This is a genomic window from Polynucleobacter paludilacus (assembly GCF_018687595.1).
Taxonomy (GTDB): domain Bacteria; phylum Pseudomonadota; class Gammaproteobacteria; order Burkholderiales; family Burkholderiaceae; genus Polynucleobacter; species Polynucleobacter paludilacus.
Genome location: NZ_CP061298.1, coordinates 1,338,642 through 1,364,876 on the forward strand (window position 1 = coordinate 1,338,642; position 26,235 = coordinate 1,364,876).

The window sequence follows — 26,235 nt, forward strand, 5'->3', positions numbered from 1 at the left end:
ATCAATAACTGCGCGATATGACCACTTTGAATAAACCTGTTACGAAAGCCGTCTTCCCAGTTGCCGGTTTGGGCACTCGCTTCTTGCCAGCCACCAAGGCTAGTCCAAAGGAAATGTTGAACGTGGTTGACAAGCCATTGATTCAATACGCGGCTGAAGAGGCTATTGCGGCTGGTATTACTGAAATGATTTTCGTTACAGGTCGTAGCAAACGCGCCATTGAAGATCACTTTGATAAAGCATACGAACTAGAAGCAGAGTTAGAGGCCAAGAATAAACAAGCCCTCCTGGAGATCGTCCGCAATGTCAAACCAAGTCATGTCGACTGTGTTTATGTCCGTCAACCTGAAGCCCTAGGTCTGGGTCATGCCGTTCTATGCGCAGAGAAACTCGTCCGTGATGAACCCTTTGCCATCATCCTGGCGGATGACTTATTGGATGGTCAGCCCGCTGTTCTCAAGCAAATGCTCGCTGTGCATGATGCTCAAAAAGGTTCAGTGCTGGCAGTAGAAAAAATTGATCCCGCCAAGAGCAGTTCTTATGGAATTGTTTCGGGATCAGAAGTGAGCAAGGGAATATATCGTCTCGATGGCATCGTAGAGAAACCCCAACCGAAAGATGCGCCATCCAATCTGGCAGTTGTGGGCCGTTATGTACTATCGTCAAATATTTTTCAACACATCCGCGACCTCAAACCAGGCGCTGGTGGCGAAATTCAATTAACTGATGCCATTGCATCTCTTCTCAAGGAAGAGCCCGTATTTGCTTATGAGTACAGCGGTGTCCGCTATGACTGCGGCAGCAAGCTTGGCTACCTCAAGGCTTCGATTGAATTTGCCTTACGCCACCCAGAAGTTGGCGCTGACTTTGCTGCGTACCTGAAAAGTCGCTCTCTGGCCTAAATTAGGTGTCGCTTATCTTCTTTTCATAAAGAAGATCAGAACATCACCTTCTTTTCCAGCAGCAAGCAGTTCATTGCCAGTTTGCTTGGCAAACGCAGGGAAGTCATGCACTGCGCCAGCATCGGTTGCTTTGATCTTCAATACTTCGCCTGATTGCATATTAGCTAAAGCCTTCTTGGTACGCAAAATGGGTAGTGGGCAATTCATACCAATCGCATCGACTTCTGCATTAAAGACCATATTCAAGTTCTCACTCATTTACTCGCAACCCAATCTTTCACTCCAGCTAACGCCGCAGGAAGAGCAGCAGCATTCGTGCCGCCCGCCATCGCCATTTCGGGCTTACCACCACCCTTACCGCCAACTTGCAGGGCAACGAAGTTAACGAGATCACCTGCTTTCACTTTAGCAATCGTGTCGGCAGTAACGCCTGCAATCAAACTCACCTTATCACCTTGCACTGAAGCCAATACAATCGCAGCGGTCTTGAGTTTGCCTTTAAGAGCATCCATCGTTTCGCGCAAGACTTGCGCATCTGCGCCATCCAGTCGAGCTGCTAATACTTTGATTCCATTGACTTCAATCGCTTGACTAGCTAATTCATCACCTTGGCTAGCAGCCAATTTGGAATTGACTTTCTCTAGCTCACGCTCCGCATGTCGCAAACTTTCTTGTAATTGCGTCACGCGGTTCACTAAATCTCCGGGATGCGTTTTGAGAATCGTTGCCGCCTCATTCACGCGATCTTCTAGGTCTTGTAGAAAATGGAGGGCGTTGCTACCTGTAACTGCTTCTACCCGACGAATGCCAGCAGCCACACCGCTCTCAGACAGAATCTTTAGGCTACCAATATCGCCGGTACGTTGTACGTGAGTGCCGCCGCATAACTCTTTTGAGCTGCCAATTTCCAATACGCGCACTTCTTCACCGTACTTCTCACCAAAGAGCATCATAGCCCCAGTCTTCTGTGCGTCATCTAATGACATGACTTTGGCTGAGGTAGCAGCATTGGCCAAAATTTCGGCATTGACAATATCTTCGATGCGGCGAATTTCTTCTGAAGAGATCGGGGCATTATGCGTAAAGTCAAAACGGGTTTTAGTAGCATCCACTAAAGAACCTTTTTGCTGAACATGATCACCCAGCACTTCGCGCAATGCTTTATGGAGGATATGAGTTGCGCTATGGTTACGCATCGTATCGAGGCGAAGCTTTCTATCTACAATCGCAGTGAGCGAATCACCAACCTTCAACTCACCCTCCAGCAATTCGCCTTGATGCCCAAAGACAGCGGCCTGAATTTTGAAAGTATCTTGCACGCCAAAGCGAGCAGTCTCGTTACGTAACTCACCTTGATCACCAACCTGACCGCCTGACTCAGCATAGAACGGGGTATTGTCTAAAACCACAACGGCGGCATCGCCAGCCTGAATTGCCTGCACTGGGGCGCCGTCTACATAAAGAGCTGTAACACTAGCACCCTCATGCTTGAGGTTCTCGTACCCATGAAAATGGGTTGGCTTACCTGAATACTCCAGCCCTTGTGCTACTTTGAATTTACCTGCAGCTCGAGCTTGATCCCGTTGCTTTTGCATCGCTTGCTCGAAGCCTTCTGCATCTACGGTAACGCCTCGTTCACGACAAACATCTGCGGTTAAATCCAATGGAAATCCAAAGGTGTCATGTAGACGGAAAGCGGTCTCACCATCAACCACTGTTGCGCCACCTGCTAGAGCGCTCTCGAGGATTTCCATGCCATTTGAAATGGTCTGGAAGAAGCGCTCTTCTTCTTGTTTCAAAACTTCGCCGACTTTATCTTGCGCCGCCCGAAGTTCTGGGTATGCCTCACCCATCTCTTTGACTAAGGCAGGAACCAATTGATAGAAGAAAGGCTTACGTGCACCTAGCTTATATCCATGACGAATCGCACGACGCGCAATTCGGCGCAGAACATAACCGCGCCCAGCATTACCGGGGATCACACCATCAACCACCACAAAGCTGCAGGCACGAATATGATCTGCAATCACTTTTAAGGATGGACTATTCGCGTCGCAATGGCCTCCACCAGCAGCATCGACTGCTTCTTTAGCAGCCTTTAATAAGTGAACAAATAAGTCGATTTCATAATTGGAATGCACCTGTTGCAGAACTGCTGCAATGCGCTCAAGGCCCATGCCCGTATCTACGCTAGGCTTAGGTAGAGGATGCATATTGCCCGCTTCATCGCGATTAAATTGCATGAAGACGTTATTCCAAATCTCGATGAAGCGATCGCCATCCTCATCGGGGCTGCCAGGAGGACCTCCTGGAATATGCTCACCATGATCGTAAAAAATTTCAGTACAGGGGCCGCATGGACCCGTATCACCCATCATCCAGAAATTATCAGAAGCGTAACGCGCGCCCTTGTTATCGCCAATCCGAATAATCCGTTCAGCAGGGACGCCAATCTGATCTTTCCAAATCGCATAAGCTTCATCATCCTCGGCATACACAGTAACGAGAAGTTTTTCTTTGGGTAGTTTGAAGACCTGTGTCAGCAGATCCCATGCAAACTGGATCGCCTCTTTCTTAAAGTAATCCCCAAAAGAGAAGTTGCCCAGCATTTCAAAGAAAGTGTGGTGACGTGCGGTGTAACCCACATTATCTAAATCATTATGCTTACCACCTGCCCGAATACATTTCTGTGCCGTTGTTGCCCTGCTATAGGGGCGCTTATCAAACCCTAAGAAAACGTCTTTAAATTGATTCATCCCTGCATTCGTAAACAGCAGGGTCGGATCATCTCCAGGCACTACAGGGCTAGATGGGACAATTTGGTGGCCCTTGCTGGCAAAGAAATCCAGGTAGGCTTGGCGAATTTGGGAGACTTTCATGTGAATAATTATCGCATTGGCCCAAATCTAGGGCAAACCCTAGAAAGAGGTCTCTAGGTCTGCCTTACAATTCATCAGCTTTGATATAAATAAATCGGCACAAATGCCGATACACAAGGAGATTTTGTGGAAATCCGTAATCAAAAAGATTTTGGTGCTGGCCTGATGTACATGGTGGTCGGTATCTTTTTTGCCTATCTAGCCAGCCAGTATCAAATGGGGACGCCTGCCAAAATGGGGCCCGGTTACTTTCCATTTTGGATCGGAATACTCCTTACTGCCATCGGCTTACTTGTTTTAGTAAAGTCACTCAGCGCCAAGGCAGCCATTGAAAAGATTCCAACTTTTAACTGGAAAATTATTGGGCTAATTACTGGATCAGTCATTCTTTATGGCGTTCTGCTCCCCATCATGGGCTTTGCCTTCGCTATTCTGGTACTGGTGTTTACTTCAGCCTACGCTAGTCATGAGTTCAATTGGAGGGGCACCTTGGTCAATGCGGTGGTCTTGGCCGCCTCGACCTATTTAGTTTTTGTGCTGGGACTCAAATTGCAGTTCCCATTACTTCCCTTCTTCTTTCAATAATTAACCGGGACACTCAAAATGGATTTATTTAGCAATCTAGCGCTCGGTTTCGATACCGCCTTCACCCTACAGAATCTTCTGTATTGCTTTATCGGCTGCATCCTGGGCACGCTCATTGGAGTATTGCCCGGCCTTGGTCCCATTGCCACTATTGCAATGCTCTTGCCAGCAACCTACGCACTTCCACCCACAGCCGCCCTGATTATGTTGGCTGGTATTTACTATGGCTCCCAATACGGCGGCTCTACTACAGCCATTTTGCTCAATATTCCGGGAGAGACGTCCTCGGTGGTCACTGCAATTGATGGCTATCAAATGGCTCGCAATGGTCGAGCGGGTGTAGCACTCTTTACTGCAGGCATGGGATCTTTCTTCGCTGGTTGCGTAGCAACTTTAGTGCTTGCCGCCTTTGCTGCCCCCCTTTCTCAACTTGCATTTAAGTTTGGTCCTGCTGAATATTTTTCCTTGATGGTCCTCGGCCTTATCGGCGCTGTTGTGCTCGCCTCTGGATCCTTGATCAAGGCGATCGGCATGATTGTGCTTGGTCTATTAATGGGTCTGGTTGGGACTGACGTTAACTCTGGTGTATCCCGTTATGCATTCGATATTCCAGAGTTGAGCGATGGTATTGGCTTTGTTGCCGTTGCGATGGGCGTATTTGGTTTTGCTGAAATCATGACCAACCTTGAAAAGAAAGGTGAGGATGAGGGCTTCTTGAACAAGATGACCACCATGATTCCAACCAAGCAAGACATTAAGCGCATGATTCCTGCCATCTTGCGCGGTACAACCATTGGTTCTATTTTAGGCATCCTGCCTGGAGGTGGCGCTGCTTTGGCTTCATTTGGCGCTTACTCTGTAGAGAAGAAAACTTCCAAGTACAGCCATGAATTCGGTAAGGGCGCTATTGAGGGTGTTGCTGGCCCAGAGTCAGCAAATAACGCTGCCGCACAAACCTCCTTCATTCCATTGCTCACTTTGGGTATTCCACCAAATGCTGTGATGGCGCTCATGGTTGGTGCCATGACAATTCATAACATCCAACCAGGACCCCAGGTGATGACGAGTAATCCAGCTCTCTTTTGGGGCTTGATTGCGTCCATGTGGATCGGCAATATGATGCTGATCATTTTGAACTTGCCACTGATTGGAATGTGGGTACAGCTTCTGAAGATCCCATATCGCTTTATGTATCCAGCCATCCTGGTCTTCTGCTGTATTGGCGTCTACACCGTTAACAACACCGTGTTTGATGTCTACATCACTGCTGTGTTTGGTCTAGTCGGTTACTTGTTTACCAAACTGGGCTGCGAGCCACCTCCACTGCTACTGGGTTTTATCTTGGGACCCATGATGGAAGAAAACTTCCGCCGCGCCCTATTGTTATCACGTGGAGATTTCTCGACCTTCTTTACCCGTCCACTCTCCCTGGGTCTGTTAATTGCTGCAGCCCTCTTGGTTGTGATTGTGGCACTGCCAGCGGTTAAGAAAACCCGCGAGGAAGCATTCGTAGAGGAATAAGTAGTATTCGCCTAGAACCAAGCCCGCAGCAGTTTGCGGGCTTTTTCTTTGAGCGCAAGGATTTCCTTACAATGTTGGAATGTCCCAAGAAAGCAAATCAGCTAAATCCAGTCCTAGCTCGGTAACAGAGCCATCTAATTTTCTGCGCCAAATTATTGATCACGATTTAGCAAGTGGTGCATATGCTGGACGTAGCGATAGTGAGGGACATGGATTGCCAACTATCATTACGCGCTTCCCACCAGAACCCAATGGCTATCTGCACATTGGTCATGCCAAAAGCATTTGCCTCAATTTCGGCTTAGCAGAAGATTACAACCAGCTTCCCGGGGGAGCTCGTTGCAATATGCGTTTAGATGACACCAATCCCGTCAAAGAAGATGTGGAATATGCAGAGAGTATTTTGGATGCTGTGAAATGGCTTGGTTTTGATTGGGGAACACATCTTTATCATGCAAGCGATTATTTTGATCGCCTCTATGAATTTGCTGAAATTCTGATTCAGCATGGCAAAGCCTATGTTGATAGTCAAAGCGCAGATGACATTCACACCAATCGCGGCAACTTTGGTCAAGCCGGAAAAAATAGCGCCTATCGCGAACGCACATCTGAAGAAAATTTACAACTCTTTCGGGACATGCGTGACGGCAAGTTCAAAGATGGTGAACACGTATTACGCTTAAAGATTGATATGGCCCATCCGAATATTGTGATGCGAGACCCTGTGGTATATCGCATTCGCCATACTGACCACCATCGCACTGGTAATAAGTGGTGTATCTATCCGCTGTATGACTTCACGCATTGCATTTCTGATGCGCTTGAAAATGTTTCTCACTCGATCTGCACCCTGGAGTTTGAAAATAATCGCCCACTGTATGACTGGGTTCTCAATGCCTTAAAAGAAGCGGGCGTCTTCAAGGGACCTCTGCCACACCAATACGAATTCGCTCGTCTGAATCTGACTTACACGATTACCAGCAAAAGAAAACTTCTCCAGCTGGTAGAAGAAAAACATGTTGATGCCTGGGATGACCCCCGTATGCCCACCATTGTTGGCATACGTCGGCGTGGCTACACCCCCGAAAGCATTCGTTTATTTTGTGAACGCATTGGCGTCTCTAAAGCGGATAGCTGGATTAATATGAGCACACTTGAGCAAGCTTTGCGGGATGATCTTGAAGTCAGAGCTCCTCGCGCAACCGCCGTTCTAAAGCCCCTCAAGCTGGTAATACAAAACTTTGATGAGCAAGCCAGTGAGCTCTGCTCCGCACCGCGTCACCCTCAGCACTCCGAGTGGGGTAACCGTGATTTTCATTTCACACGCGAGCTGTGGATTGAGGCAGATGATTTTATGAAAGAGCCAATCAAAGGCTTCTTCAGGCTGTATCCACCCATAGGTGATCAAGCTGGTAGCCGAGTTCGTTTACGTCATGGTTTTGTGATTGAGTGCACCGGCTTTGAACAAGATGCTGCGGGCAATATCACTCAAGTCAATGCAAATTACTTCCCCGATAGTAAAAGCGGTACAGCAGGATCCAATAACTACAAAGTTAAAGGGAATATTCATTGGATCAGCGTTCAGGAGGCTGTGCCAGCTGAAGTCCGCCTTTACGACCACCTCTTTAATGATCCTCATCCAGATAGCGGCGATAAGAATTTCCTAGATGCAATCAACCCTCACTCCAAGCAAATGATCACCGCTTACTTAGAGCCCTGTATGAAAGAAGCGAAACCAGAAGAGCGCTTTCAGTTCGAGCGACATGGTTATTTTGTTGCCGATCAACTTGACTCCAAACCAGGCAAGCCAGTTTTCAATCGCGCGGTTGGACTTAAGGATTCTTGGAAATAGTTTTGAGGAATGCCGCTACGCTCGGGTAGCGCAAAGTCGTTTTCAATTCACCCAGGCGGGTATTCATGACCCGTCGAGACTCACGCATAAAAGACCAGAGCATTGGACTCACGATTTTTTGTAATTGCTCAGCAGGCAGTCTTGGTGGTCTTACCAATGCAAATGCGTCAGCAACCTGATCAAAGTAATCACCCATCTTCGTTTCACCACCATCGCAGGCGTTAATCACCCTCTGTGGTTTACCGTGATAAACCGTGGCACATACCAACCTTGCAAGATCTTCGCTATGAATGTGATTGGAATAAGCGTCTTCCTCGGGTATTAGTGCTGGTGTCTTGGCCTCTAAGCGTTCGAGCGGCAAACGATTCGGCGCATAAATCCCCGGAACCCTCAAGATAGTCAACAAGACCCTATGCGCTGGCGCCCATAACCTCAAGCAACGCTCAGCATCGACGCGCCGCCAAGCCCTTTCGCTTTCGGGGTGAACGGGGGTAGTTTCGCTGACATAAGCGCCTGCATGATTGCCATAGACACCTGTGGTACTGACATAGATGAGGCGTCGGACCTGATTGGGTCTTTGGGATAAAATTCGAATGAGATTTCGAGTGCGCTGGTCCAAATGGCCCCTATTTTGTGGGGGTGCCAAATGAATGACTGTTTCTGCGATTGCACTTAAACGCCATAAGCTATCGAGTTCGTCCAGATTGCCTAAAAGCGGTACAGCTCCAACCGCTCTGAGTTCAGCAAACCGGCTCACTTGAGAAGTTAAAGCAAAGACTTTGTAGTGACGAATGAGTTGTTTGGCTACGCGCAGACCAATGTCGCCGCAGCCAATAATCAGAATTCGAGGTTTACCAAACGATTGCATAACTGACATCGTAACGATTTATTAAAGGAATGAGAATGTCTTACCAAGTCACCATCAAAGCGAGCGGCAAACAATTTGAGGTTAACGCCGATGAAAACGTGCTCGAGGCGGCTCTGCGTCACAATATACAACTACCCTATGGCTGTAAAAATGGTGCCTGTGGCTCCTGCAAGGGCAAGATACTCGAAGGTCAAGTAACCCACGGGCAACATAGCGCTAGCGCCCTCTCGCCTAACGATGAAGCCGCTGGATCTGCTTTATTCTGCTGCTGCCATCCTCAATCGGATCTCTTGATTGAAGCTCGCGAGATTCAAGGGGGTGGAGATATGCCAGTGCGTAAGGTGCCTTGCCGTGTTGCATCCCTATCCATGCCAAGTGCTGATGTTGCGATTCTTAAACTCCAGTTGCCCGCTACAGATCGGTTCCAATATTTAGCGGGTCAATACATTGAGTTTCTCTTAAAGGATGGGCAAAGACGTGCTTACTCAATCGCAACACCCCCAGTCGCTGAGGGTCCGCTTGAGCTTCATATTCGCCATCTACCTGGCGGCTTGTTTACAGACTTTGTCTTCGGCAAAACAACGCCCGCTTTAAAAGAGAAAGACATCCTACGTTTTGAAGGCCCCTTAGGTAGCTTTTTCTTGAGAGAAGATTCTCAAAAACCCATTATTTTTGTTGCCGCTGGAACTGGCTTTGCGCCGATTAAATCGATCATTGAGCAGATGCAGGCTAAAAAGATCACTCGCCCCATTCATCTCTATTGGGGCGGCCGTCGCCCCAGCGATCTTTATCTTGATGAAATGTGCCAGGCCTGGGCCAAAGAGATTCCTGAATTTACCTATACGCCAGTCATTTCCGATGGCCTGGCTGAAGACGCTTGGACTGGCCGTACCGGCTTTGTGCACGCTGCAGTAATGCAAGACCACCCGGATTTGTCTGCCTTCCAGGTCTATGCCTGTGGAGCGCCAGTGATGGTGAATGCAGCACGACAAGACTTTTCATCAAAATGTCATTTGCCTGAAGAAGAATTTTTCGCAGACTCATTCACCAGCGCCGCAGATCTCGCATCTGCGTAATAATAAGGTCTTGCCTGAATCCCTTATCTTCCAAAAGACATGAACAAAGCACCAGCTACTATTGATACCCACTCAGTGATGTTCATCACACAGCGGCCTGACGTGGTCATGGTTGAAGGTGAGGGATCTTGGTTAACAGATAACAACGGCAAACGCTATTTAGATTTTCTGCAAGGTTGGGCGGTCAATTGTCTCGGTCATGGTAACCCTGGCATGATTTCTGCACTAATTACACAAGCTAAGAAGCTGATCAATCCCAGCCCCGCTTTTTATAACGAACCAATGATTGGTTTGTCAGATCTCTTAACGAGCAATAGTTGTTTTGACAAAGTCTTTTTTGCCAACAGCGGAGCTGAAGCTAACGAAGGTGCCATTAAATTGGCGCGTAAATGGGGGCAACTCCATAAAGGCGGCGCTTTCGAGATCATTACCTTTGATCACAGCTTTCACGGGCGCACCTTAGCCACGATGAGCGCCTCCGGCAAACCAGGCTGGGATACCTTATTCGCGCCGCAAGTGCCTGGTTTTCCAAAAGCAGATCTGAATGATTTGGACTCGGTTAAAAAATTAGTTAACGAGAAGACGGTTGCGGTGATGCTAGAACCTGTTCAAGGAGAAGGCGGTGTCATACCTGCAGACCCTGAATTTATGAAGGACTTGCGCAAGTTCACCAAAGAACACAATATTCTTTTGATTGTGGATGAAGTACAAGCTGGATGTGGACGAACAGGCAAACTCTTTGCACACCAGCTGTACGACATTGAGCCTGACATCATGAGTTTAGGCAAAGGGATTGGTGGTGGCGTCCCTCTTGCTGCGGTCCTTGCAACCGATGCTGTTGCATGTTTTGTACCCGGCGATCAGGGCGGCACCTATAACGGCAATCCACTCATGACCGCTGTAGGCATGAGCGTTATTGAGCAGTTACTTGCTCCAGGATTTTTAGATGCAGTCAAAGCCAAAGGCGCCCTCTTGCGCGCTGAACTCCTTAAGTTAGTAAATGAGTTTGGACTCGAGGGTGAACGTGGCGAAGGCTTACTAAGAGCATTGATGCTCGGCAAAGATATCGGCCCTAAATTGGTTGAGCTTGCTCGCGATCGCAGTCCAGAGGGATTATTGATTAATTCACCAAGACCAAACTTGCTCCGCTTCATGCCAGCACTCAATATCGCTGATCAAGAGATCATACAGATGTGCAATATGCTCCGCGAGCTCTTAAAGCAAGTCTAAGTTTGCTTGCTGATTGAATGCACTAATCTACTAAATTTTTAGGCAGTGAAAAAGTAACGTCTTCAACTACCCCCGGTAGGGGTCTGACACTTCTCGGTCCAAACTCTTGGATGCGCGCCACAATCGACTGAGCCAAGCTCTCTGGGGCTGAAGCGCCGGCTGTTAAACCAACCCGCTTCTTGCCTTCGAACCATTCAGGCTTGAGCTGATCCGGCGCATCAACCATGTAGGAAGGTACACCGAGTTTTTCAGAAAGTTCGCGCAAGCGATTCGAGTTTGAGCTTGTCTGACTTCCGACCACAATGACCACCTCGACCTGAGGTGCCATGAACTTCACGGCATCTTGTCGGTTTTGGGTTGCATAACAAATATCTTGCTTACGAGGTTGAACAATATTGGGAAATTTTTCTGTCAGTGCTACAACAATCTCTTTAGTCTCATCAATCGATAAAGTAGTCTGGGTGACGAAAGCTATTTTGGTATCTTGTGAAAAAGATAAGCCTGCTACATCGGCCAACTTTTCAATCAGGAATACACCCTCCTTGACCTGTCCCATAGTGCCTTCAACCTCAGGGTGTCCTGCATGTCCAATCATCAGAACAGTGAAGCCCTCTTTGCACATCTTGATCACCTCTAGATGCACTTTAGTCACCAAGGGGCAAGTTGCGTCATATACCTGTAGGCCTCGCTCCTCTGCATCTTTTCTCACTTCTTGAGAGACGCCATGAGCGCTAAACACCACAATTCCGCCTTTCGGCACCTCATCCAACTCTTCAACAAATACTGCGCCCTTATTTCGCAGCTCATCCACTACATAAGCGTTGTGGACAATTTCATGACGAACATAAATTGGCGCACCAAAACGATTCAGCGCTTCGTTCACAATATTGATTGCTCGATCCACGCCCGCACAGAAGCCACGGGGCTGAGCCATCAAAATCTCGAAAACATTCGACTCACTCATGCATCACTCTCACATAATCGCCACAATTTGCGCTTCGAAATTGACTGCCACCCCAGCCAAAGGGTGATTGAAATCAAACCAAGCACCCTCCTCGTTAATCGATTGCAATACTCCTGCGTACTGAGCCCCACTCGGCGCATTGAACTCAATCACATCACCGGGGTTGAATTCCACATCCTCATCGCGCCCTTCTTTCAGCGCTTGCAGGGAAACCCACTGCACTAGATCTTCTTTTCGCTCTCCAAAGCTTTCTTCCGGTGCCAACAATGCACTTCTTCTCTCTCCCACTTCCAAACCGAGTAGTACTTTTTCAAAACAAGGTGCAAATTGTCCAGAACCCATCAACACCGTAGCAGGTCGATCCACAAAAGTATTGATGTAATCAGCCCCACTCGGCAAGGTGAGCCGGTAGTTCAAAGTCAAATAGGAATTGGGCAAAACAGTGAGCTTGGTCATCCTGCAATTGTAGCGAGACCCTCGCAATGCGTAGATTCCCCGATTTCGAAATGGCCCAAGCCGGAGCAACCCCGCGAGAAATTACGCTCGCTTGGGGCAGACGCCTTGAGCAACGCAGAGCTTTTAGCCATTTTTCTGCGAGTTGGGGTGAAGGGTAAAACTGCCGTTCAGTTAGCGCAAGATCTTTTATCCCAGATTGGCAGCCTGCCGAAACTGCTGAACTGCAGTCCTGAGGAGCTGACTGCTATACATGGAATGGGTTGGTCAAAATGGTCACAGATACAGGCAGCCTATGAATTGGTTAAACGCAGCCTAGAGGAAAAACTCGCCCAGGACTCGATCTTTTCCTCCCCACACCATGTTCGGGAGTTCTTGCAAGCCAAAATTGGCCGTCTACCGCATGAGGTTTTCCTTTGTCTATATCTGGATAGCCGCTGTCGCCTGATTGAATGCCACGAGCTCTTCAGGGGGTCTATCACCCATACTGCGGTCTATCCCCGAGAAATCCTCAAGGAGGCACTTGGAAGAAATGCCAGCGCCTTAATCGTTGCACATAACCATCCTAGTGGGAACCCATTACCAAGCCAGGCAGATCAGGACCTGACCAAAACCCTTGAAAAAGCCCTCCAGCTGGTGGATATTCCCCTGCTTGACCATTGCATTGTCAGTAGCAGCGGTTTTTTCTCCTTTTCAGATGCAGGGCTTATCAGAAATACGCAGAAATGATAGTAATTACTAACTTATTGGGTATTTAAGCGCTCCAGACTTCACACTTAATATAAACAGTCTTAGTAAAAGCAATTTAGGGCTAGCTCAAATAGGGTCTAGCCTGATACAATCTCTTTTTTTCGCAATTATGGAGTCTGTCATGGCAAAAGTTTGCCAAGTCACTGGGAAGAAGCCGATGGTTGGCAACAATGTTTCCCATGCAAACAATAAAACCAAGCGTCGCTTTTTGCCTAATCTGCAAAATCGTCGTTTTTGGGTTGAATCTGAAAACCGTTGGGTTAGCTTGCGCTTAACCAATGCTGGTTTGCGCGTTATCGACAAGAACGGCATTGATGCTGTGTTGTCTGATCTTCGTGCACGTGGCGAAATTTAAGGAGCGCACAAATGGCTAAAGGCGGTAGAGAAAAAATCAAATTAGAGTCATCAGCTGGTACTGGTCACTTCTACACAACCACAAAAAATAAGCGTACCAAGCCTGAGAAAATGGAGATCATGAAGTTTGATCCAACCATTCGCAAGCACGTTGCTTACAAAGAAACTAAGCTGAAGTAATTACCCTCTTCAGATAATAAAAAACCCGCTCTATGCGGGTTTTTTATTGGCAAGGATTCTGAATTCCTAAGCGTAGCAACGCAATCTCAATGAGAAATCACGCAGAGTGCTGAGACCACTATCTTCAGCACGTTGGCACCAAGCATGCAACTGCATCACCAATTGCTCTCCTGTGGCATTCGACCGAGTCCACAGCATCTGTAATTCGCGACGCATTTCAATCATCTTCCCCAACTGCGCATTCGCTGCAATCAACTCTTCTAATTTAAGTTTCTCTTGCTCACTGAGGCGAGTCTCGTCTTTACACAACCACGAACGGGCATCGCTTAAATGGCCTGCTAAAACTTGCATATGCTGGACCTCATTACTAAAGAAGCGTTGCAAGGTTTTACTGTAGCGAGCCATGATCTCGTAACGATTGGCAATAATAGCTTCTAGGGTGCCTTGGTCTGCGGGACGTAAATTACTCATGACTGGCTTGGGCGAAGTTTTCTTAACAGTAGCCAAACCCACTGCACTCATCATCTGGATATACAGCCATCCAATATCAAATTCGTACCATTTGCTTGAGAGCTTTGCACTCGTTGCAAAGGTGTGATGATTGTTGTGCAGCTCTTCTCCGCCAATCAAAATACCCCATGGCATGATGTTACGTGAGGCGTCTTCGCAGTCGTAATTGCGGTAACCCCAGAAGTGTCCAATGCCATTAATCACCCCAGCCGCAGTCACGGGAATCCATAACATTTGCACCGCCCAGACTGTTAAGCCCACCACACCAAATAAAAACACATCGATGATGAGCATCAAAGCAACGCCCTGCCAAGAAAACCTGGAGTAGATGTTGTGTTCAATCCAATCATCAGGAGTGCCATGACCAAATTTTTCTAGGGTCTCGGGGTTGGCTGCTGCTTTTTTGTAAAGCTCTGCACCGCGAGTCAATAGCGTATGAATACCCAAGACTTGAGGGCTATGGGGATCATCAACGGTCTCACACTTCGCATGATGCTTACGATGCACTGAGGCCCATTCCTTAGTGACCATTCCTGTAGTGAGCCAAAGCCAAAAGCGGAAAAAATGAGATGCGATGGGATGTAAATCTAGTGCACGATGCGCTTGGCAGCGGTGCAAAAAAATGGTTACACCTGCGATCGTGATGTGTGTCACTACCAAGGTAAAAATCACAATTTGCCACCAGGCCCAATTGAGATAGCCATTCGCTAGCCAATGCAAAAACTGATCAAACCCTGAAACGATATTCAAAAGGAAGTGTCCTAAAAGATCTACTAAGCCTCTATTTTAGAACCTTCTAACCACAAGGGTTATTGCTCAGGCTCTTCTTTTGACTTCTTGGAGAGCTCTTTGAGAGGCGTAGTGCTGGCTTTTCTTTGGAAAATAGCTCCAAAGAAGCCATCAGTCCCATGAATATGGGGCCATAACTGCCACCAAGGATTGTCTTTACTGCAACCAATTGGCAAAATATCCTTTGGAAACAATGGCTTAAGCGCTTCCGCTGCAGGGACAATCTCAAACTCAGGATGATTGGCCAAAAAATCTTCCGCTATTTTTTGGTTTTCCTGAGGCAGGAGACTGCAGGTGGCGTATACCAAGCGCCCCCCGGGTTTGAGCAAGCGGCTAGCCGAATGCAAAATGTTGGTCTGCTTTTGATTGAGCTCTAAAACTCCCTGAGGAGTTTGACGCCATTTTAGATCTGGGTTACGTCGCAAAGTGCCCATGCCACTACAGGGGGCATCCACCAGGACGCGATCAATCTTGCCGGCCAAGCGCTTGATCTTGGCATCGTTCTCACTATCAATCCACACAGGATGGACATTTGAGAGGCCGCTGCGGGCTTGTCTTGGCTTTAAGTTCGCAAGTCGACGCTCTGAGGTGTCAAAAGCATAAAGGCGCCCTGTCGAGCGCATCAGAGCTCCAATGGCTAAAGTTTTACCGCCTGCACCAGCACAAAAATCGACTACCATCTCGCCTCGCTTGGGGGCAAGCAAGTAGGCCAATAATTGACTGCCCTCATCTTGCACTTCAAAAGCGCCAGCTTTAAAGGCCACTGTATTTTGTAGGGCAGGCTTGCCCATGATGCGGACACCATCAGGAGCATACGGAGTCGGGATGGCTTGATAGCGACCACCGAGCGCATTCATATCGGCAAGCAATTGCTCGCGATTGATTTTCATGGTGTTGGCTCTTAAATCGAGCAAGGCCGGATGCATCAATGCTTTAGCTAAGTCTTCGCGCGCCTCCTCACCCGGATACTCTCCAAAAGCATCCCATAACCATTCAGGTAAATTGTTCCGCACCAATGGATTTAGGGCTTGCGGGTCGACAGTTGAGAAGCGCTGCAACCACTCGTACTCCCCAGGCTGGAGAACATGTGCAAGATCAGCAATCGCGCTCTCGGTACGATTAGCAGAGCCTAGACCGCCCTCAGAGAGAGCGGAAACCAAACCCAAGAGAGCGAGACGTCTAGCTTGTGAGCCAGTCCCACTCTCAGCAAACTGAGCAAACTCATTTTTTCTTCGCAAGATCGCAAAGGCACTCTCTGCAATCAAAGCACGGTCGCGATTACCCAGCTGTGGCTCAGCACGAAAATAGCGACTCACCACTCGATCGGCTGGCTGCTCAAAACTCAGGAGTTCTGGCAATAAACGCTCTAAATGAATTGCATGCTGAGGCAAGGCCTTGGCGTTCGAGAAATTCTTTTGACCAACAGGAGCGATTAAGTTACCACTGGCATTGCGTCGCTCTGGACGCTTTGAGGCATCTCGGCTTTTAGCTGCGTAGCTTTTGGTATTACTGCTGCGTGGGCCAGACCCACGCGGTGAACGTTCTTTACTCATATTTAAAAAATTGCGCCTCAGGGGGAGATAACTTCACTTGATTACCTTCAATGCGCAATCGTCCATCAAGGAACCATTTTACGGCCCGCGGGTAGATTTGATGCTCAGCGGCCAAAACACGGGCAGCTAGAGCCTCGGCGCTATCGCCCTCCAAGACTGGCACTGAGGCTTGGCAAATGATGGGGCCTTCATCCACTCCCTCAGTGACAAAGTGGACAGTTGCCCCGTGAGTCTTCACGCCTGCCTCTAAAGCCCGCTCATGGGTATGCAAACCGGGGAACTGGGGCAATAAGGCAGGATGAATATTGATCAAACGACCTTCAAAATGTCGAATAAATTGCGGGGTCAGAATTCTCATGAAACCAGCCAATACGACCAAATCAGCCCCTAATTGGTCAATTTTATGAATAAGCGCCTCATCAAAAGACTCTCGACTTGCATGAGCACGATGCTCAACTGTAAAAGCAGGAATACCCTCTGAGCGAGCAAAATCAAGGCCCTTGGCGGCAGAATGATTGGCAATCACCCCTGAAAAAATGACTGGCCAAGCCTCTTTTTGGGCAGTTTTGACGATGGCCTCGAAATTGGATCCGCGGCCGGAGATTAAGGTAACGATTGAAAGCATGCCCACAATATAATTGATGGCTACCCTGAAAGCGATTTGTGAACGTATTCCGTGGCCCCACCCAGTTTTCTGCAGGACCAGCTTGTGCCTTAACCATCGGTAATTTCGACGGCGTGCACAGGGGTCATCGCGCCCTGCTACAACAACTGAAAACTGGCGCCAAGGAAAAAGGGCTAGTAAGCTGCGTCATGACTTTTGAGCCGCACCCTAAGGAATTTTTCTCCCCAGAGCAAGCGCCCCCTCGAATTTTGAATCTGCGCGACAAGCTTTCTGCATTTTCTGATGCCGGCATTGACCGAGTGGTGGTGGAGCATTTTGATAATGCCTTCGCCAAACTTACCCCAGAAGAATTTGTTTCGGAGATTCTGCTGAAGCGCCTGAATGCAAAGTGGGTTTTGATTGGGGACGACTTTTGTTATGGCTCCAAACGGGCAGGTAATTTTGAGAGCTTACAAGCTTCTGGCAAAAAATATGGTTTTGAGGTTTCAAGCATCGATACCATTCTTGAAGATGGTGAACGCATCTCCAGCTCTGCGCTACGTGATGCATTAGCAAGTGGGGATATGCTCCTTGCCAGTACATTACTGGGTCGTCCCTACGGTATTTCTGGTCACGTGATACATGGCCAAAAATTAGGTCGAGAACTTGGCTTTCCCACCCTCAACCTTGCTGTCGCAAATCATCTACACCATCGCAAACCTGCAACCAGCGGGATCTTTGTGGCGCAGGTTCATGGTCTGTCTGACCAGCCTTTGCCAGCTGTGGCCAGCCTGGGTGTTAGACCTACCGTAGAAGATCAAGGACGTGTCTTGCTAGAAACACACGTGTTTGATTTCAATCAAGATGCTTATGGCAAAGTCATTACCGTAGAACTCTTAGAAAAAATTCGGGATGAGGCAAAGTACTCCGACCTCAATTCTCTTACCCATGCCATTGCGGCAGATGCTCAGCACGCCAGAAATTATTTCCAGAAAAAAACTTATGTCTGAAAAAGAAAACATCTATCCAGTCAACCTTCTAGATACTCCATTTCCAATGCGGGGAGATCTAGCCAAGCGCGAACCACAATGGGTTGCACAATGGCAAAAAAATAAGCTCTACGAAAAGATTCGTGAGGCACATGCGCATCAACCGAAGTTCATCTTGCATGATGGCCCACCATATGCAAACGGCGATATTCATATTGGGCATGCAGTCAATAAGATTCTCAAAGACATGATCGTCAAATCCCGTTGGCTGATGGGTTTTGACTCTGTCTATGTGCCAGGCTGGGATTGTCATGGTATGCCAATTGAGATTCAAATTGAAAAACAATTTGGTAAAAATCTACCGACCGCTGAAGTGCAATCGAAAGCGCGTGCTTATGCTCAAGTACAAATTGATAAACAGAAAAAAGATTTTGAGCGCTTAGGCGTGCTTGGGGATTGGAATAATCCCTATCTCACCATGAACTATCGCAATGAGGCCGACGAGATTCGTGCCTTGGGCAAGATCTGGGAAAAAGGCTATGTCTTTCGCGGACTCAAGCCTGTGAACTGGTGTTTTGATTGCGGCTCTGCATTGGCCGAAGCCGAAGTGGAATACCAAGACAAGACCGACACAACTGTTGACGTCGCATTTGCATTTGATGATGCGCAACTACCTGCACTTGCCACAGCTTTTGGCTTAAATGCATTGCCAAACAAGCCCGGTATGATTGTGATTTGGACCACCACTCCTTGGACCTTGCCTGCTAACCAAGCCTTAAATGTCCACCCTGAAGTCAGCTATGCATTGGTAGATACCGGTGACACCTTGCTGATTCTGGCAAAAGACCGCGTTGAGACTTGCTTGGATGAATATGGCCTCGCAGGCAAAGTGCTTGCCACTTGTCTAGGTAGTCAATTGGAGAATATTTCTTTCTGGCATCCTTTGGCAAAATTGGATGAAGGTTATCGTCGTCTATCACCCATCTATCCTGCGGAGTACGTCACACTCGATACTGGCACTGGCATCGTCCACTCCTCACCCGCCTACGGTGAGGAAGACTTCAAATCTTGCAAAGCCCATGGCTTGTCTGACAAAGAGATTCTGAATCCTGTGATGGGTAATGGCGTCTATGCCTCATGGTTGCCCCTCTTTGCTAATGAATTTATCTGGAAAGCCAATCCGAAGATTGTCGAAGCCCTTCGTCAAGCGGGAAGCTTGCTAAAAGATAAAACCTATACGCACTCCTACATGCATTGCTGGCGCCACAAGTCGCCCATCATTTATCGCGCAACCTCACAATGGTTTGCTAGCATGGATAAGAAGCCGAGCGATGGCAAGGCTAGCTTACGAGAAACTGCCCTAGCTGGCATTGAGAACACCCAATTTTTCCCCAGCTGGGGTAAGCAGCGCTTACACAGCATGATCGCCAATCGTCCTGACTGGACTTTGTCACGCCAACGCCAATGGGGTGTGCCGATGGCTTTCTTGGTTCACAAAGAAAGTGGTGAGCCACATCCCAGAACACCAGAACTGCTTGAGGAAGTGGCAAAACGGGTTGAACAGGGCGGTATAGAAGCTTGGCAAAAATTAGAATTAAGTGAACTCATTGGCGATGAAGCAGGTCAATACGAAAAGAATCGAGATACGCTGGATGTCTGGTTTGACTCAGGCACGACACATTGGCATGTAATTCGGGGCTCGCATCGCCATGAACTCTATCGCCCAGAAGCAGAAACCGCTGAAGGTAGACTGGCTGATCTTTATCTCGAAGGCTCAGATCAACATCGCGGCTGGTTTCATTCATCGCTATTAACCGGCTCGATGCTCGATGGCAAACCACCCTATAAGGCATTGCTCACGCATGGCTTTACGGTAGACGGACAAGGTCGCAAGATGAGTAAGTCTGTTGGCAATGTCATCGCACCGCAACAGGTTGCCGATAAGCTCGGCGCAGAAATCATTCGCTTGTGGGTTGCATCGACGGATTACTCAGGAGAGATGACTATCTCCGATGAGATTCTCAAACGAGTAGTAGAAAGTTATCGTCGCATTCGTAACACCCTGCGTTTCTTATTGGCGAACTTGGCAGACTTTGACCCCAGCAAGCATGCTATGTCAGCTGACCAGTGGTTAGAGATTGATCGCTATGCTGTAGCCTTGGCCGCTCAATTGCAAGATGAGGTCAAAGACTCTTATCAAGCTTATGAATTCCAGCCCGCAGTTGTTCGAATGCTCAGCTTCTGCTCAGAAGATCTTGGTGGCTTCTACCTCGATATCCTCAAAGACCGCCTATATACCAGCGCCCCCGATTCTCCTGATCGTCGTGCAGCTCAGAATGCGCTCTTTCATATTACAAAGAATCTACTTAAATGGGTTGCGCCATTCCTTTCCTTCACGGCAGAAGAGGCTTGGCAGGTACTGCCTCATGCTGCCAGTGAACAAGCCAAGGCATCGATCTTCATGGAAGAGTTTGGAAAATTTCCTGAAATTGCCAATGCCGCTGAGTTACTGGCTAAATGGCATCGCATTCGGGAGATTCGGTCTGAGGTAACCAAAGCAATCGAAATCGAGCGTGAAGCAGGCAACGTTGGCTCATCACTTCAAGCTGAATTGGTGATCAAGCTACCCGAGCCTGATTTTGCAATTCTGAATAGTTTAGGTAATGACCTACGCTTTGTCACGATTACTTCGAGTGCTTCGATTGAGCTCCATCAAGGGCTGCTTGAAATTGCAGTACGGGCCAGTCAATGTAAAAAATGTGGTCGTTGCTGGCATCACGCTGCTGATGTGGGTAGTAATGCCGATCATCCCGATTTATGTGGCCGCTGTATTAGCAACCTTTTTGCCAGCGGTGAACATCGCTTATTTGCTTAAGCGATTGGTTTAAGTACATGCCACTTTATTATTCACTCACAATTGCTACCTTAGCCCTGCTATTAGATCAGTGCACTAAATGGCTAGCACTGAGTCATTTGCAACTAGGCATTCCCCAGCCTGTATTGCCTTTTCTAAATTGGCTTTTGCTTTTTAATCCAGGGGCAGCCTTTTCTTTTCTGGCACAAGGAAGTGGCTGGCAGCGCTGGTTCTTCACGCTTTTAGGTTTAGCAGCTTCAGCCTATCTCGTTTACTTGCTGGCACGTACTCAGCTGAATAAAACGATGTCGTGGGCATTGAGCCTGATTCTAGGCGGCGCCTTAGGCAATGTCTTAGATCGCTTGATGTTTGGTTTTGTGATTGATTTTATTGATTATCACTACGGTAGCTGGCATTGGCCAGCCTTCAATATTGCTGATAGTGCCATCTCAATTGGTGCAGCCCTCATTATTTTGGCTGAATTACGTAGGGCATTTGGCAAATCGGCCCAACCCCTTTAAGCTTGCACCATGCAATCACTCTTGAATAAAAAAATTGTCCTCGGTATCTCCGGGGGAATCGCCGCTTATAAGTCAGCTGAATTAGTGCGCCAGCTGATTCAAGAAGGTGCCCAGGTTCAAGTAGTGATGACCAATGCTGCGCAACAATTCATCACACCAGTGACGATGCAAGCTTTGAGTGGCAACCCCGTTTTTACCTCCCAATGGGATCACAGTATTGCAAATAATATGGCGCACATCGAACTGTCTCGAGGCGCGGATGCAATTCTCATTGCCCCAGCCAGCGCAGACCTGATGGCCAAACTCTCACTTGGTTTGGCTGACGACTTATTAAGCACCCTTTGCCTTGCAAGAGAATGTCCCCTGCTCCTAGCGCCCGCCATGAATCGTCAGATGTGGGATCACCCAGCCACCCAAAGAAGCGTGAACCGCCTGGAGTCTGATGGTGTATCGATTCTGGGGCCAGCTAGCGGTAGTCAAGCCTGTGGCGAGACTGGTATGGGCAGAATGCTCGAACCTGCTGAGATTACCGAACAACTCATTGCCTTCTTTCAACCTAAGCCGCTCAACGGAAAACGTGTCTTAATCACGGCAGGCCCGACCTTCGAAGCTATTGACCCCGTCCGCGGTATTACCAATTTGAGCTCCGGCAAGATGGGCTTTGCAATTGCTCGGGCAGCTGTTGAAGCAGGTGCAGAGGTTCATCTCATCGCCGGCCCTTGTGAACTGGAAACCCCCCTACTCAGCAGCGGAAAAATTTTCCGCACCAATGTGACCAGCGCCAAAGTGATGCATGCCGCTGCAATGCAAGCAATCGACTGCGATATTTTCTTTGCAGTTGCAGCAGTAGCGGATTGGGGTATTGCCAAACCTTCAAAAGAGAAAATCAAACGGCAAGGCGGCAAGATCCCAGCATTAGACTTCGTAGCCAACCCAGATATTTTGTTAGATATGGCCAGCACAGCAAAGACCAAGGCCGGCAAACCCCACCCTTACTGTGTTGGCTTTGCAGCAGAATCTTCTGCTCTTGCGGAACATGCTGCCGAGAAACGCAAGCGCAAAGGGATTCCGATGATTGTTGGTAATATTGGTCCCGACACCTTTGGCAGCGATCTCAATCAATTACTCGTGATTGATGCTACTGGTAGCAAAACACTCAAAAAGGCTGATAAGTTATTGCTAGCTCGTCAGCTGGTGCAACTTGTTGCTAAAAAGATTTAAATCACTCTCCTCCTTTTAGGAAATTCCATGCAAGCATTGCAAGTCAAAATTCTCGATGAACGGATGCGTTCACAATTACCTACCTACGGTACACCTGGTAGCGCCGGTCTAGATCTGCGCGCTTGTATTGATCAAGCTATTGAGATTGCCCCCGGCCAGACAGTCCTAGTACCAACTGGTCTAGCCATCTATGTGGAAAATCCAGCTTATGCTGCGCTGATTCTGCCGCGCTCTGGCTTAGGCCATAAGCATGGCATTGTTCTGGGCAACCTTGTGGGCTTAATTGATTCTGATTACCAGGGGCAGCTCATGGTGAGCACTTGGAATAGGGGATCAACCCCATTCACACTGGAGCCCATGGAGCGCCTTGCGCAATTAGTCATCGTGCCTGTGCAGCAGGTTGAACTCAAAATAGTTGAAGAGTTTGCAGAGACTAGCCGTGGGGCTGGTGGTTTTGGCAGTACTGGTAGGGCGTAAGTTCAGCCCCAATTAAAAACCACCCGAGGGTGGTTTTTCAGGATCACTCAATCAGCTTACTTCCGGATATGCGCATGGCGAGCAGCGTCTTGCGACATACCAGCGCCCTTACCTTCGCGAGATTCTTTTTCAGCAGTAATTTCTTTGCGACGCTCTTTGCAAGATCCAGCAATTTCTTGCAAAGCCTTGCGAGCGCGCGCAGCCGAAGCTTTAATGCCATTACCCATGAACTTCTCATTCTCGGCTTTATAAACCTCCAAAGCACTCAGTAATTTATCGTGATGAGACATATCTTCCTTTTTTTAGATTGGTAAGTTAAATTTCTTCAGCAGGCGCTATATCTGCCTTAGTGGGCGCCTTTGGAATGCTTGGCGCGTCAAACTCAAGTAGCACTTTGCCATCAGCATCAATATCTACAGCCACATGACCGCCCTGGGCTAATTTGCCAAAAAGCAATTCATCGGCAAGGGCCTTGCGAACGGTATCTTGAATAATCCGCTGCATTGGACGCGCACCCATCAGAGGATCGAAGCCGTGCTTCGCCAAATGACTGCGAAGTGCCGGGCTGAAAGTAGCATCTACCTTTTTCTCGTGCAACTGCTCTTCTAGTTGCATTAAGAACTTATCAACCACCCGCATGATGATAGATTCATCCAAGGCCTTAAAGGAGACAATGGCATCCAAGCGATTGCGGAACTCGGGTGTGAAGAACTTCTTAATATCAGCCATCTCATCACCAGACTCACGCGCATTGGTAAAGCCAATGGTCGACTTCTGCATGGCTTCCGCACCAGCATTCGTGGTCATAATGATGATGACGTTTCTGAAGTCGGTCTTGCGGCCATTATTGTCAGTTAGGGTACCGTGATCCATCACCTGCAATAGGATGTTGAAGATGTCCGGGTGGGCCTTCTCAATCTCATCTAATAACAAGACACAATGGGGCTTCTTATTGACAGCCTCAGTCAGCAAGCCGCCTTGATCGAAACCAACATAACCAGGGGGGGCGCCAATCAAACGACTGACGGCATGGCGCTCCATGTACTCAGACATATCAAAGCGTAGTAATTCAATACCTAAGATATAGGCAAGTTGTTTTGCTACCTCGGTCTTGCCGACTCCAGTTGGCCCAGAGAATAAGAATGAGCCAATTGGGCGATCGATCTTACCTAAGCCAGCCCGAGTCATCTTGATGGCGCTTGCCAAAGCTTCAATCGCAGGGTCTTGACCAAACACCACGCTCTTAATATCGCGATCTAAGGTTTGTAGCTTGCTACGGTCATCCACTGTGACTGATTGGGGCGGTATACGGGCAATCTTAGCCACAATCTCTTCAATCTCTGGACGGCCGATTGTTTTCTTCTGTTTAGACTTTGGCAGAATACGCTGAGCAGCACCAGCCTCATCAATCACATCAATCGCCTTATCAGGCAAATGACGATCGTTGATATAGCGCGAGGAAAGTTCTGCAGCAGCCACTAGAGCTGCAGCGGCATACTTGACACTATGGTGCTCTTCGAAGCGAGACTTCAGACCACGCAGAATTTGCACGGTTTGATCAACAGTTGGCTCAACCACATCAACTTTCTGAAAACGGCGTGAGAGAGCTGCATCCTTTTCAAAAATACCGCGGTACTCAGTAAAGGTTGTTGCACCAATGCATTTGAGCTGACCATTAGACAAGGCTGGTTTGAGCAAATTACTCGCATCCAAGGTTCCGCCCGAGGCGGCACCTGCACCAATCAAAGTATGAATCTCATCAATAAATAGAATGCCGTGTGCACTGTCTTTCAAGGATTTCAGAACACTCTTCAAGCGTTGCTCAAAGTCACCGCGATATTTAGTACCCGCAAGTAAGGCGCCCATATCGAGTGAGTAGACCGTTGCATCAGCCAAAATCTCGGGCACATCACCTTTCACAATTCTCCAGGCCAGGCCTTCTGCAATCGCAGTCTTACCTACGCCCGCCTCACCTACCAAGAGTGGATTATTTTTACGACGACGGCACAGCACCTGGATAACGCGCTCAACTTCAGCCTCGCGCCCAATCAATGGATCAATCTTCCCCTGACGCGCCAAGGCATTGAGGTTCTGGGTATATTGGTCGAGTGGGCTTTCTTTACCGCTTGATGCTGCTTCCTCAGACTCTTGAGCAGGGTCGGCAGGCTTAGCATGCTCTGTTTGGTCTTTGCGAACGCCGTGGCTAATGAAGTTAACCACGTCAAGGCGGGTTACACCCTGCTGCTGCAAGAAATACACTGCATGCGAATCTTTTTCACCAAAGATTGCAACTAGTACGTTGGCACCAGTCACTTCTTTTTTACCACTTGAGGTAGATTGCACGTGCATGATCGCACGCTGAATCACACGCTGGAATCCCAAGGTAGGCTGTGTATCGACTTCATCATTACCCGGCACAATCGGTGTGTTGTCATTAATGAAATTTTTCAGCTGAGCACGCAACTCTGCAATATTGACTGCGCAAGCTTTCAGAACTTCCACCGCTGTAGCGTTATCAAGCAGTGCAGCAAGCAAGTGCTCAACCGTAATGAATTCATGTCGAGCTGCCCTTGCGTCAACAAAGGCCATGTGCAAACTGACTTCTAATTCCTGGGCAATCATACTTCCTCCATGGTGCACTGTAATGGGTGGCCCGCTTCGCGGGAGAGCTCGACAACTTGATGAACTTTGGTAGCAGCAACATCCCGGGTAAAAATTCCGCAAACACCTTTGCCGGCCAAATGAACTTGCAACATGATGCGCGTCGCTGTTTCGTGGTCTTTATTGAAATACTCCTGAATGACCATCACGACAAACTCCATCGGGGTGTAATCGTCATTCATTAATAAGACCTTGAACATCGATGGTGCCTTTAACTTCTCCGCTTGTTTTTCAAGCAGAATCGTGTCCTCTACATGAGGATTAACAGGATTTCCAGATACGGGATTTTTGGGAGCGCGACTCATGAGAACCATTCTAAACACAGATCAGCAAACTTCAATTTACAGGGGCCTAGAGTAGAAAACTCCTCTTTAACTAGGCCATAACCCTATATTGGGGCATTTTTCGATAAAAAAAGGGGTGTTTTCATGTCTTTATATAC

At 48.1% G+C, this 26,235-nt stretch carries 25 protein-coding genes; 14 read left to right on the plus strand and 11 right to left on the minus strand.

Going from position 1 to position 26,235, the window contains the following annotated elements:
* The first annotated feature begins 17 nt into the window (after window positions 1–17).
* Window positions 18–902, plus strand: a complete 885-nt coding sequence (galU, locus tag AOC06_RS07080; protein WP_215379783.1) for a UTP--glucose-1-phosphate uridylyltransferase GalU — start codon at window positions 18–20, stop codon at window positions 900–902.
* A gap of 12 nt (window positions 903–914) precedes the next feature.
* On the opposite strand, the gene AOC06_RS07085 is transcribed toward galU, so the two are convergent.
* A complete protein-coding gene (locus AOC06_RS07085; RefSeq protein ID WP_215336970.1) occupies window positions 915–1,142 on the minus strand; it encodes a sulfurtransferase TusA family protein in 228 nt (75 codons plus the stop codon).
* A 14-nt stretch (window positions 1,143–1,156) separates the two neighbouring features.
* Entirely contained in the window at window positions 1,157–3,781 is a 2,625-nt protein-coding gene (alaS, locus tag AOC06_RS07090; protein WP_215379785.1) for an alanine--tRNA ligase, read from the minus strand.
* Between the two features lie 126 nt (window positions 3,782–3,907).
* On the opposite strand from alaS, the gene AOC06_RS07095 reads away from it, so the two are divergent.
* The 3 genes from AOC06_RS07095 (at window position 3,908) to AOC06_RS07105 (ending at window position 7,739) form a co-directional block, all read left to right on the plus strand.
* The gene (locus AOC06_RS07095) at window positions 3,908–4,366 is read left to right on the plus strand and encodes a tripartite tricarboxylate transporter TctB family protein (protein ID WP_215282046.1); all 459 of its coding nucleotides are present in this window, start codon (window positions 3,908–3,910) and stop codon (window positions 4,364–4,366) included.
* Between the two features lie 18 nt (window positions 4,367–4,384).
* A complete protein-coding gene (locus tag AOC06_RS07100; RefSeq protein WP_215282047.1) occupies window positions 4,385–5,887 on the plus strand; it encodes a tripartite tricarboxylate transporter permease in 1,503 nt (500 codons plus the stop codon).
* A gap of 79 nt (window positions 5,888–5,966) precedes the next feature.
* Entirely contained in the window at window positions 5,967–7,739 is a 1,773-nt protein-coding gene (locus AOC06_RS07105) for a glutamine--tRNA ligase/YqeY domain fusion protein (protein ID WP_215379786.1), read from the plus strand.
* On the opposite strand, the gene AOC06_RS07110 is transcribed toward AOC06_RS07105, so the two are convergent.
* Window positions 7,720–8,616, minus strand: coding sequence for an SDR family oxidoreductase (locus AOC06_RS07110; RefSeq protein WP_255879928.1), 897 nt, complete (start codon window positions 8,614–8,616; stop codon window positions 7,720–7,722). The genes AOC06_RS07105 and AOC06_RS07110 overlap by 20 nt on opposite strands.
* 26 nt (window positions 8,617–8,642) lie before the next feature.
* Between AOC06_RS07110 and AOC06_RS07115 the strand changes: the two genes are divergently transcribed.
* Window positions 8,643–9,683, plus strand: coding sequence for a CDP-6-deoxy-delta-3,4-glucoseen reductase (locus AOC06_RS07115; RefSeq protein ID WP_215379788.1), 1,041 nt, complete (start codon window positions 8,643–8,645; stop codon window positions 9,681–9,683).
* A gap of 39 nt (window positions 9,684–9,722) precedes the next feature.
* Window positions 9,723–10,913 carry an acetylornithine transaminase gene (locus tag AOC06_RS07120; RefSeq protein ID WP_215379790.1) on the plus strand — a complete coding sequence of 397 codons (1,191 nt, stop codon included), beginning with the start codon at window positions 9,723–9,725 and terminating at the stop codon, window positions 10,911–10,913.
* A gap of 22 nt (window positions 10,914–10,935) precedes the next feature.
* On the opposite strand, the gene ispH is transcribed toward AOC06_RS07120, so the two are convergent.
* Both ispH and AOC06_RS07130 read right to left on the minus strand, forming a co-directional pair.
* The gene (ispH, locus tag AOC06_RS07125) at window positions 10,936–11,877 is read right to left on the minus strand and encodes a 4-hydroxy-3-methylbut-2-enyl diphosphate reductase (protein ID WP_215379793.1); all 942 of its coding nucleotides are present in this window, start codon (window positions 11,875–11,877) and stop codon (window positions 10,936–10,938) included.
* 9 nt (window positions 11,878–11,886) lie between these two features.
* Window positions 11,887–12,333: an FKBP-type peptidyl-prolyl cis-trans isomerase gene (locus AOC06_RS07130; protein ID WP_215351795.1), complete on the minus strand. Its 447-nt coding sequence runs from the start codon at window positions 12,331–12,333 to the stop codon at window positions 11,887–11,889.
* A gap of 42 nt (window positions 12,334–12,375) precedes the next feature.
* Between AOC06_RS07130 and radC the strand changes: the two genes are divergently transcribed.
* The 3 genes from radC to rpmG all read left to right on the plus strand — a co-directional run bounded on the left by radC (window position 12,376) and on the right by rpmG (window position 13,614).
* Window positions 12,376–13,059, plus strand: coding sequence for a RadC family protein (gene radC, locus AOC06_RS07135; RefSeq protein WP_369411336.1), 684 nt, complete (start codon window positions 12,376–12,378; stop codon window positions 13,057–13,059).
* Between the two features lie 142 nt (window positions 13,060–13,201).
* Complete coding sequence (rpmB, locus tag AOC06_RS07140) at window positions 13,202–13,435, plus strand: 50S ribosomal protein L28 (protein ID WP_076023792.1); 234 nt, start codon at window positions 13,202–13,204, stop codon at window positions 13,433–13,435.
* Window positions 13,436–13,446: 11 nt separating this feature from the next.
* Window positions 13,447–13,614: a 50S ribosomal protein L33 gene (gene rpmG, locus AOC06_RS07145; protein WP_088526346.1), complete on the plus strand. Its 168-nt coding sequence runs from the start codon at window positions 13,447–13,449 to the stop codon at window positions 13,612–13,614.
* 66 nt (window positions 13,615–13,680) lie between these two features.
* Here the strand turns inward: rpmG and AOC06_RS07150 are convergent, their stop codons facing one another.
* From AOC06_RS07150 to purN, 3 genes are read right to left on the minus strand one after another with little or no spacing between them, the layout of a single operon-like run.
* Entirely contained in the window at window positions 13,681–14,874 is a 1,194-nt protein-coding gene (locus AOC06_RS07150; RefSeq protein ID WP_215379796.1) for a DesA family fatty acid desaturase, read from the minus strand.
* A gap of 59 nt (window positions 14,875–14,933) precedes the next feature.
* Entirely contained in the window at window positions 14,934–16,466 is a 1,533-nt protein-coding gene (locus tag AOC06_RS07155) for an RsmB/NOP family class I SAM-dependent RNA methyltransferase (RefSeq protein ID WP_215379798.1), read from the minus strand.
* Complete coding sequence (gene purN / locus AOC06_RS07160) at window positions 16,459–17,091, minus strand: phosphoribosylglycinamide formyltransferase (protein WP_215379800.1); 633 nt, start codon at window positions 17,089–17,091, stop codon at window positions 16,459–16,461. Before purN ends, AOC06_RS07155 begins: the two co-directional genes overlap by 8 nt.
* Before the next feature lie 38 nt (window positions 17,092–17,129).
* On the opposite strand from purN, the gene AOC06_RS07165 reads away from it, so the two are divergent.
* The 5 genes from AOC06_RS07165 to dut are packed head-to-tail and all read left to right on the plus strand — an operon-like array spanning window position 17,130 to window position 23,132.
* Window positions 17,130–18,080, plus strand: coding sequence for a bifunctional riboflavin kinase/FAD synthetase (locus tag AOC06_RS07165; RefSeq protein WP_215379802.1), 951 nt, complete (start codon window positions 17,130–17,132; stop codon window positions 18,078–18,080).
* Window positions 18,073–20,934, plus strand: a complete 2,862-nt coding sequence (gene ileS / locus AOC06_RS07170) for an isoleucine--tRNA ligase (protein WP_215379805.1) — start codon at window positions 18,073–18,075, stop codon at window positions 20,932–20,934. Before AOC06_RS07165 ends, ileS begins: the two co-directional genes overlap by 8 nt.
* Before the next feature lie 17 nt (window positions 20,935–20,951).
* On the plus strand, window positions 20,952–21,434 hold the full coding sequence (lspA, locus tag AOC06_RS07175; protein WP_215345275.1) for a signal peptidase II: 483 nt from the start codon (window positions 20,952–20,954) through the stop codon (window positions 21,432–21,434).
* A gap of 9 nt (window positions 21,435–21,443) precedes the next feature.
* Window positions 21,444–22,655 (plus strand): bifunctional phosphopantothenoylcysteine decarboxylase/phosphopantothenate--cysteine ligase CoaBC, encoded by a 1,212-nt coding sequence (coaBC, locus tag AOC06_RS07180; RefSeq protein WP_215379806.1) that lies wholly within the window; start codon window positions 21,444–21,446, stop codon window positions 22,653–22,655.
* Between the two features lie 27 nt (window positions 22,656–22,682).
* The gene (dut, locus tag AOC06_RS07185; protein WP_215345273.1) at window positions 22,683–23,132 is read left to right on the plus strand and encodes a dUTP diphosphatase; all 450 of its coding nucleotides are present in this window, start codon (window positions 22,683–22,685) and stop codon (window positions 23,130–23,132) included.
* A 56-nt stretch (window positions 23,133–23,188) separates the two neighbouring features.
* Here the strand turns inward: dut and AOC06_RS07190 are convergent, their stop codons facing one another.
* From AOC06_RS07190 to clpS, 3 genes are read right to left on the minus strand one after another with little or no spacing between them, the layout of a single operon-like run.
* A complete protein-coding gene (locus tag AOC06_RS07190; RefSeq protein ID WP_215345272.1) occupies window positions 23,189–23,422 on the minus strand; it encodes an Hc1-related histone H1-like protein in 234 nt (77 codons plus the stop codon).
* A gap of 25 nt (window positions 23,423–23,447) precedes the next feature.
* A complete protein-coding gene (gene clpA / locus AOC06_RS07195; protein ID WP_215379808.1) occupies window positions 23,448–25,754 on the minus strand; it encodes an ATP-dependent Clp protease ATP-binding subunit ClpA in 2,307 nt (768 codons plus the stop codon).
* Window positions 25,751–26,107, minus strand: a complete 357-nt coding sequence (gene clpS / locus AOC06_RS07200) for an ATP-dependent Clp protease adapter ClpS (RefSeq protein ID WP_215345356.1) — start codon at window positions 26,105–26,107, stop codon at window positions 25,751–25,753. Before clpS ends, clpA begins: the two co-directional genes overlap by 4 nt.
* Between the last annotated feature and the right edge of the window lie 128 nt (window positions 26,108–26,235).

Bases quoted from the DNA above. Each gene is read 5' to 3' on its own strand.
- ispH (WP_215379793.1), bottom strand. From the start codon at position 11,877: ATGAGTGAGTCGAATGTTTTCGAGATTTTGATGGCTCAGCCCCGTGGC.
- AOC06_RS07115 (WP_215379788.1), top strand. From the start codon at position 8,643: ATGTCTTACCAAGTCACCATCAAAGCGAGCGGCAAACAATTTGAGGTT.
- AOC06_RS07130 (WP_215351795.1), bottom strand. From the start codon at position 12,333: ATGACCAAGCTCACTGTTTTGCCCAATTCCTATTTGACTTTGAACTAC.
- AOC06_RS07100 (WP_215282047.1), top strand. From the start codon at position 4,385: ATGGATTTATTTAGCAATCTAGCGCTCGGTTTCGATACCGCCTTCACC.
- AOC06_RS07190 (WP_215345272.1), bottom strand. From the start codon at position 23,422: ATGTCTCATCACGATAAATTACTGAGTGCTTTGGAGGTTTATAAAGCC.
- rpmG (WP_088526346.1), top strand. From the start codon at position 13,447: ATGGCTAAAGGCGGTAGAGAAAAAATCAAATTAGAGTCATCAGCTGGT.
- AOC06_RS07110 (WP_255879928.1), bottom strand. From the start codon at position 8,616: ATGTCAGTTATGCAATCGTTTGGTAAACCTCGAATTCTGATTATTGGC.
- clpS (WP_215345356.1), bottom strand. From the start codon at position 26,107: ATGGTTCTCATGAGTCGCGCTCCCAAAAATCCCGTATCTGGAAATCCT.
- ileS (WP_215379805.1), top strand. From the start codon at position 18,073: ATGTCTGAAAAAGAAAACATCTATCCAGTCAACCTTCTAGATACTCCA.
- AOC06_RS07120 (WP_215379790.1), top strand. From the start codon at position 9,723: ATGAACAAAGCACCAGCTACTATTGATACCCACTCAGTGATGTTCATC.
- dut (WP_215345273.1), top strand. From the start codon at position 22,683: ATGCAAGCATTGCAAGTCAAAATTCTCGATGAACGGATGCGTTCACAA.
- AOC06_RS07155 (WP_215379798.1), bottom strand. From the start codon at position 16,466: ATGAGTAAAGAACGTTCACCGCGTGGGTCTGGCCCACGCAGCAGTAAT.
- clpA (WP_215379808.1), bottom strand. From the start codon at position 25,754: ATGATTGCCCAGGAATTAGAAGTCAGTTTGCACATGGCCTTTGTTGAC.
- coaBC (WP_215379806.1), top strand. From the start codon at position 21,444: ATGCAATCACTCTTGAATAAAAAAATTGTCCTCGGTATCTCCGGGGGA.
- AOC06_RS07105 (WP_215379786.1), top strand. From the start codon at position 5,967: ATGTCCCAAGAAAGCAAATCAGCTAAATCCAGTCCTAGCTCGGTAACA.
- galU (WP_215379783.1), top strand. From the start codon at position 18: ATGACCACTTTGAATAAACCTGTTACGAAAGCCGTCTTCCCAGTTGCC.
- AOC06_RS07085 (WP_215336970.1), bottom strand. From the start codon at position 1,142: ATGGTCTTTAATGCAGAAGTCGATGCGATTGGTATGAATTGCCCACTA.
- purN (WP_215379800.1), bottom strand. From the start codon at position 17,091: ATGCTTTCAATCGTTACCTTAATCTCCGGCCGCGGATCCAATTTCGAG.
- rpmB (WP_076023792.1), top strand. From the start codon at position 13,202: ATGGCAAAAGTTTGCCAAGTCACTGGGAAGAAGCCGATGGTTGGCAAC.
- alaS (WP_215379785.1), bottom strand. From the start codon at position 3,781: ATGAAAGTCTCCCAAATTCGCCAAGCCTACCTGGATTTCTTTGCCAGC.
- lspA (WP_215345275.1), top strand. From the start codon at position 20,952: ATGCCACTTTATTATTCACTCACAATTGCTACCTTAGCCCTGCTATTA.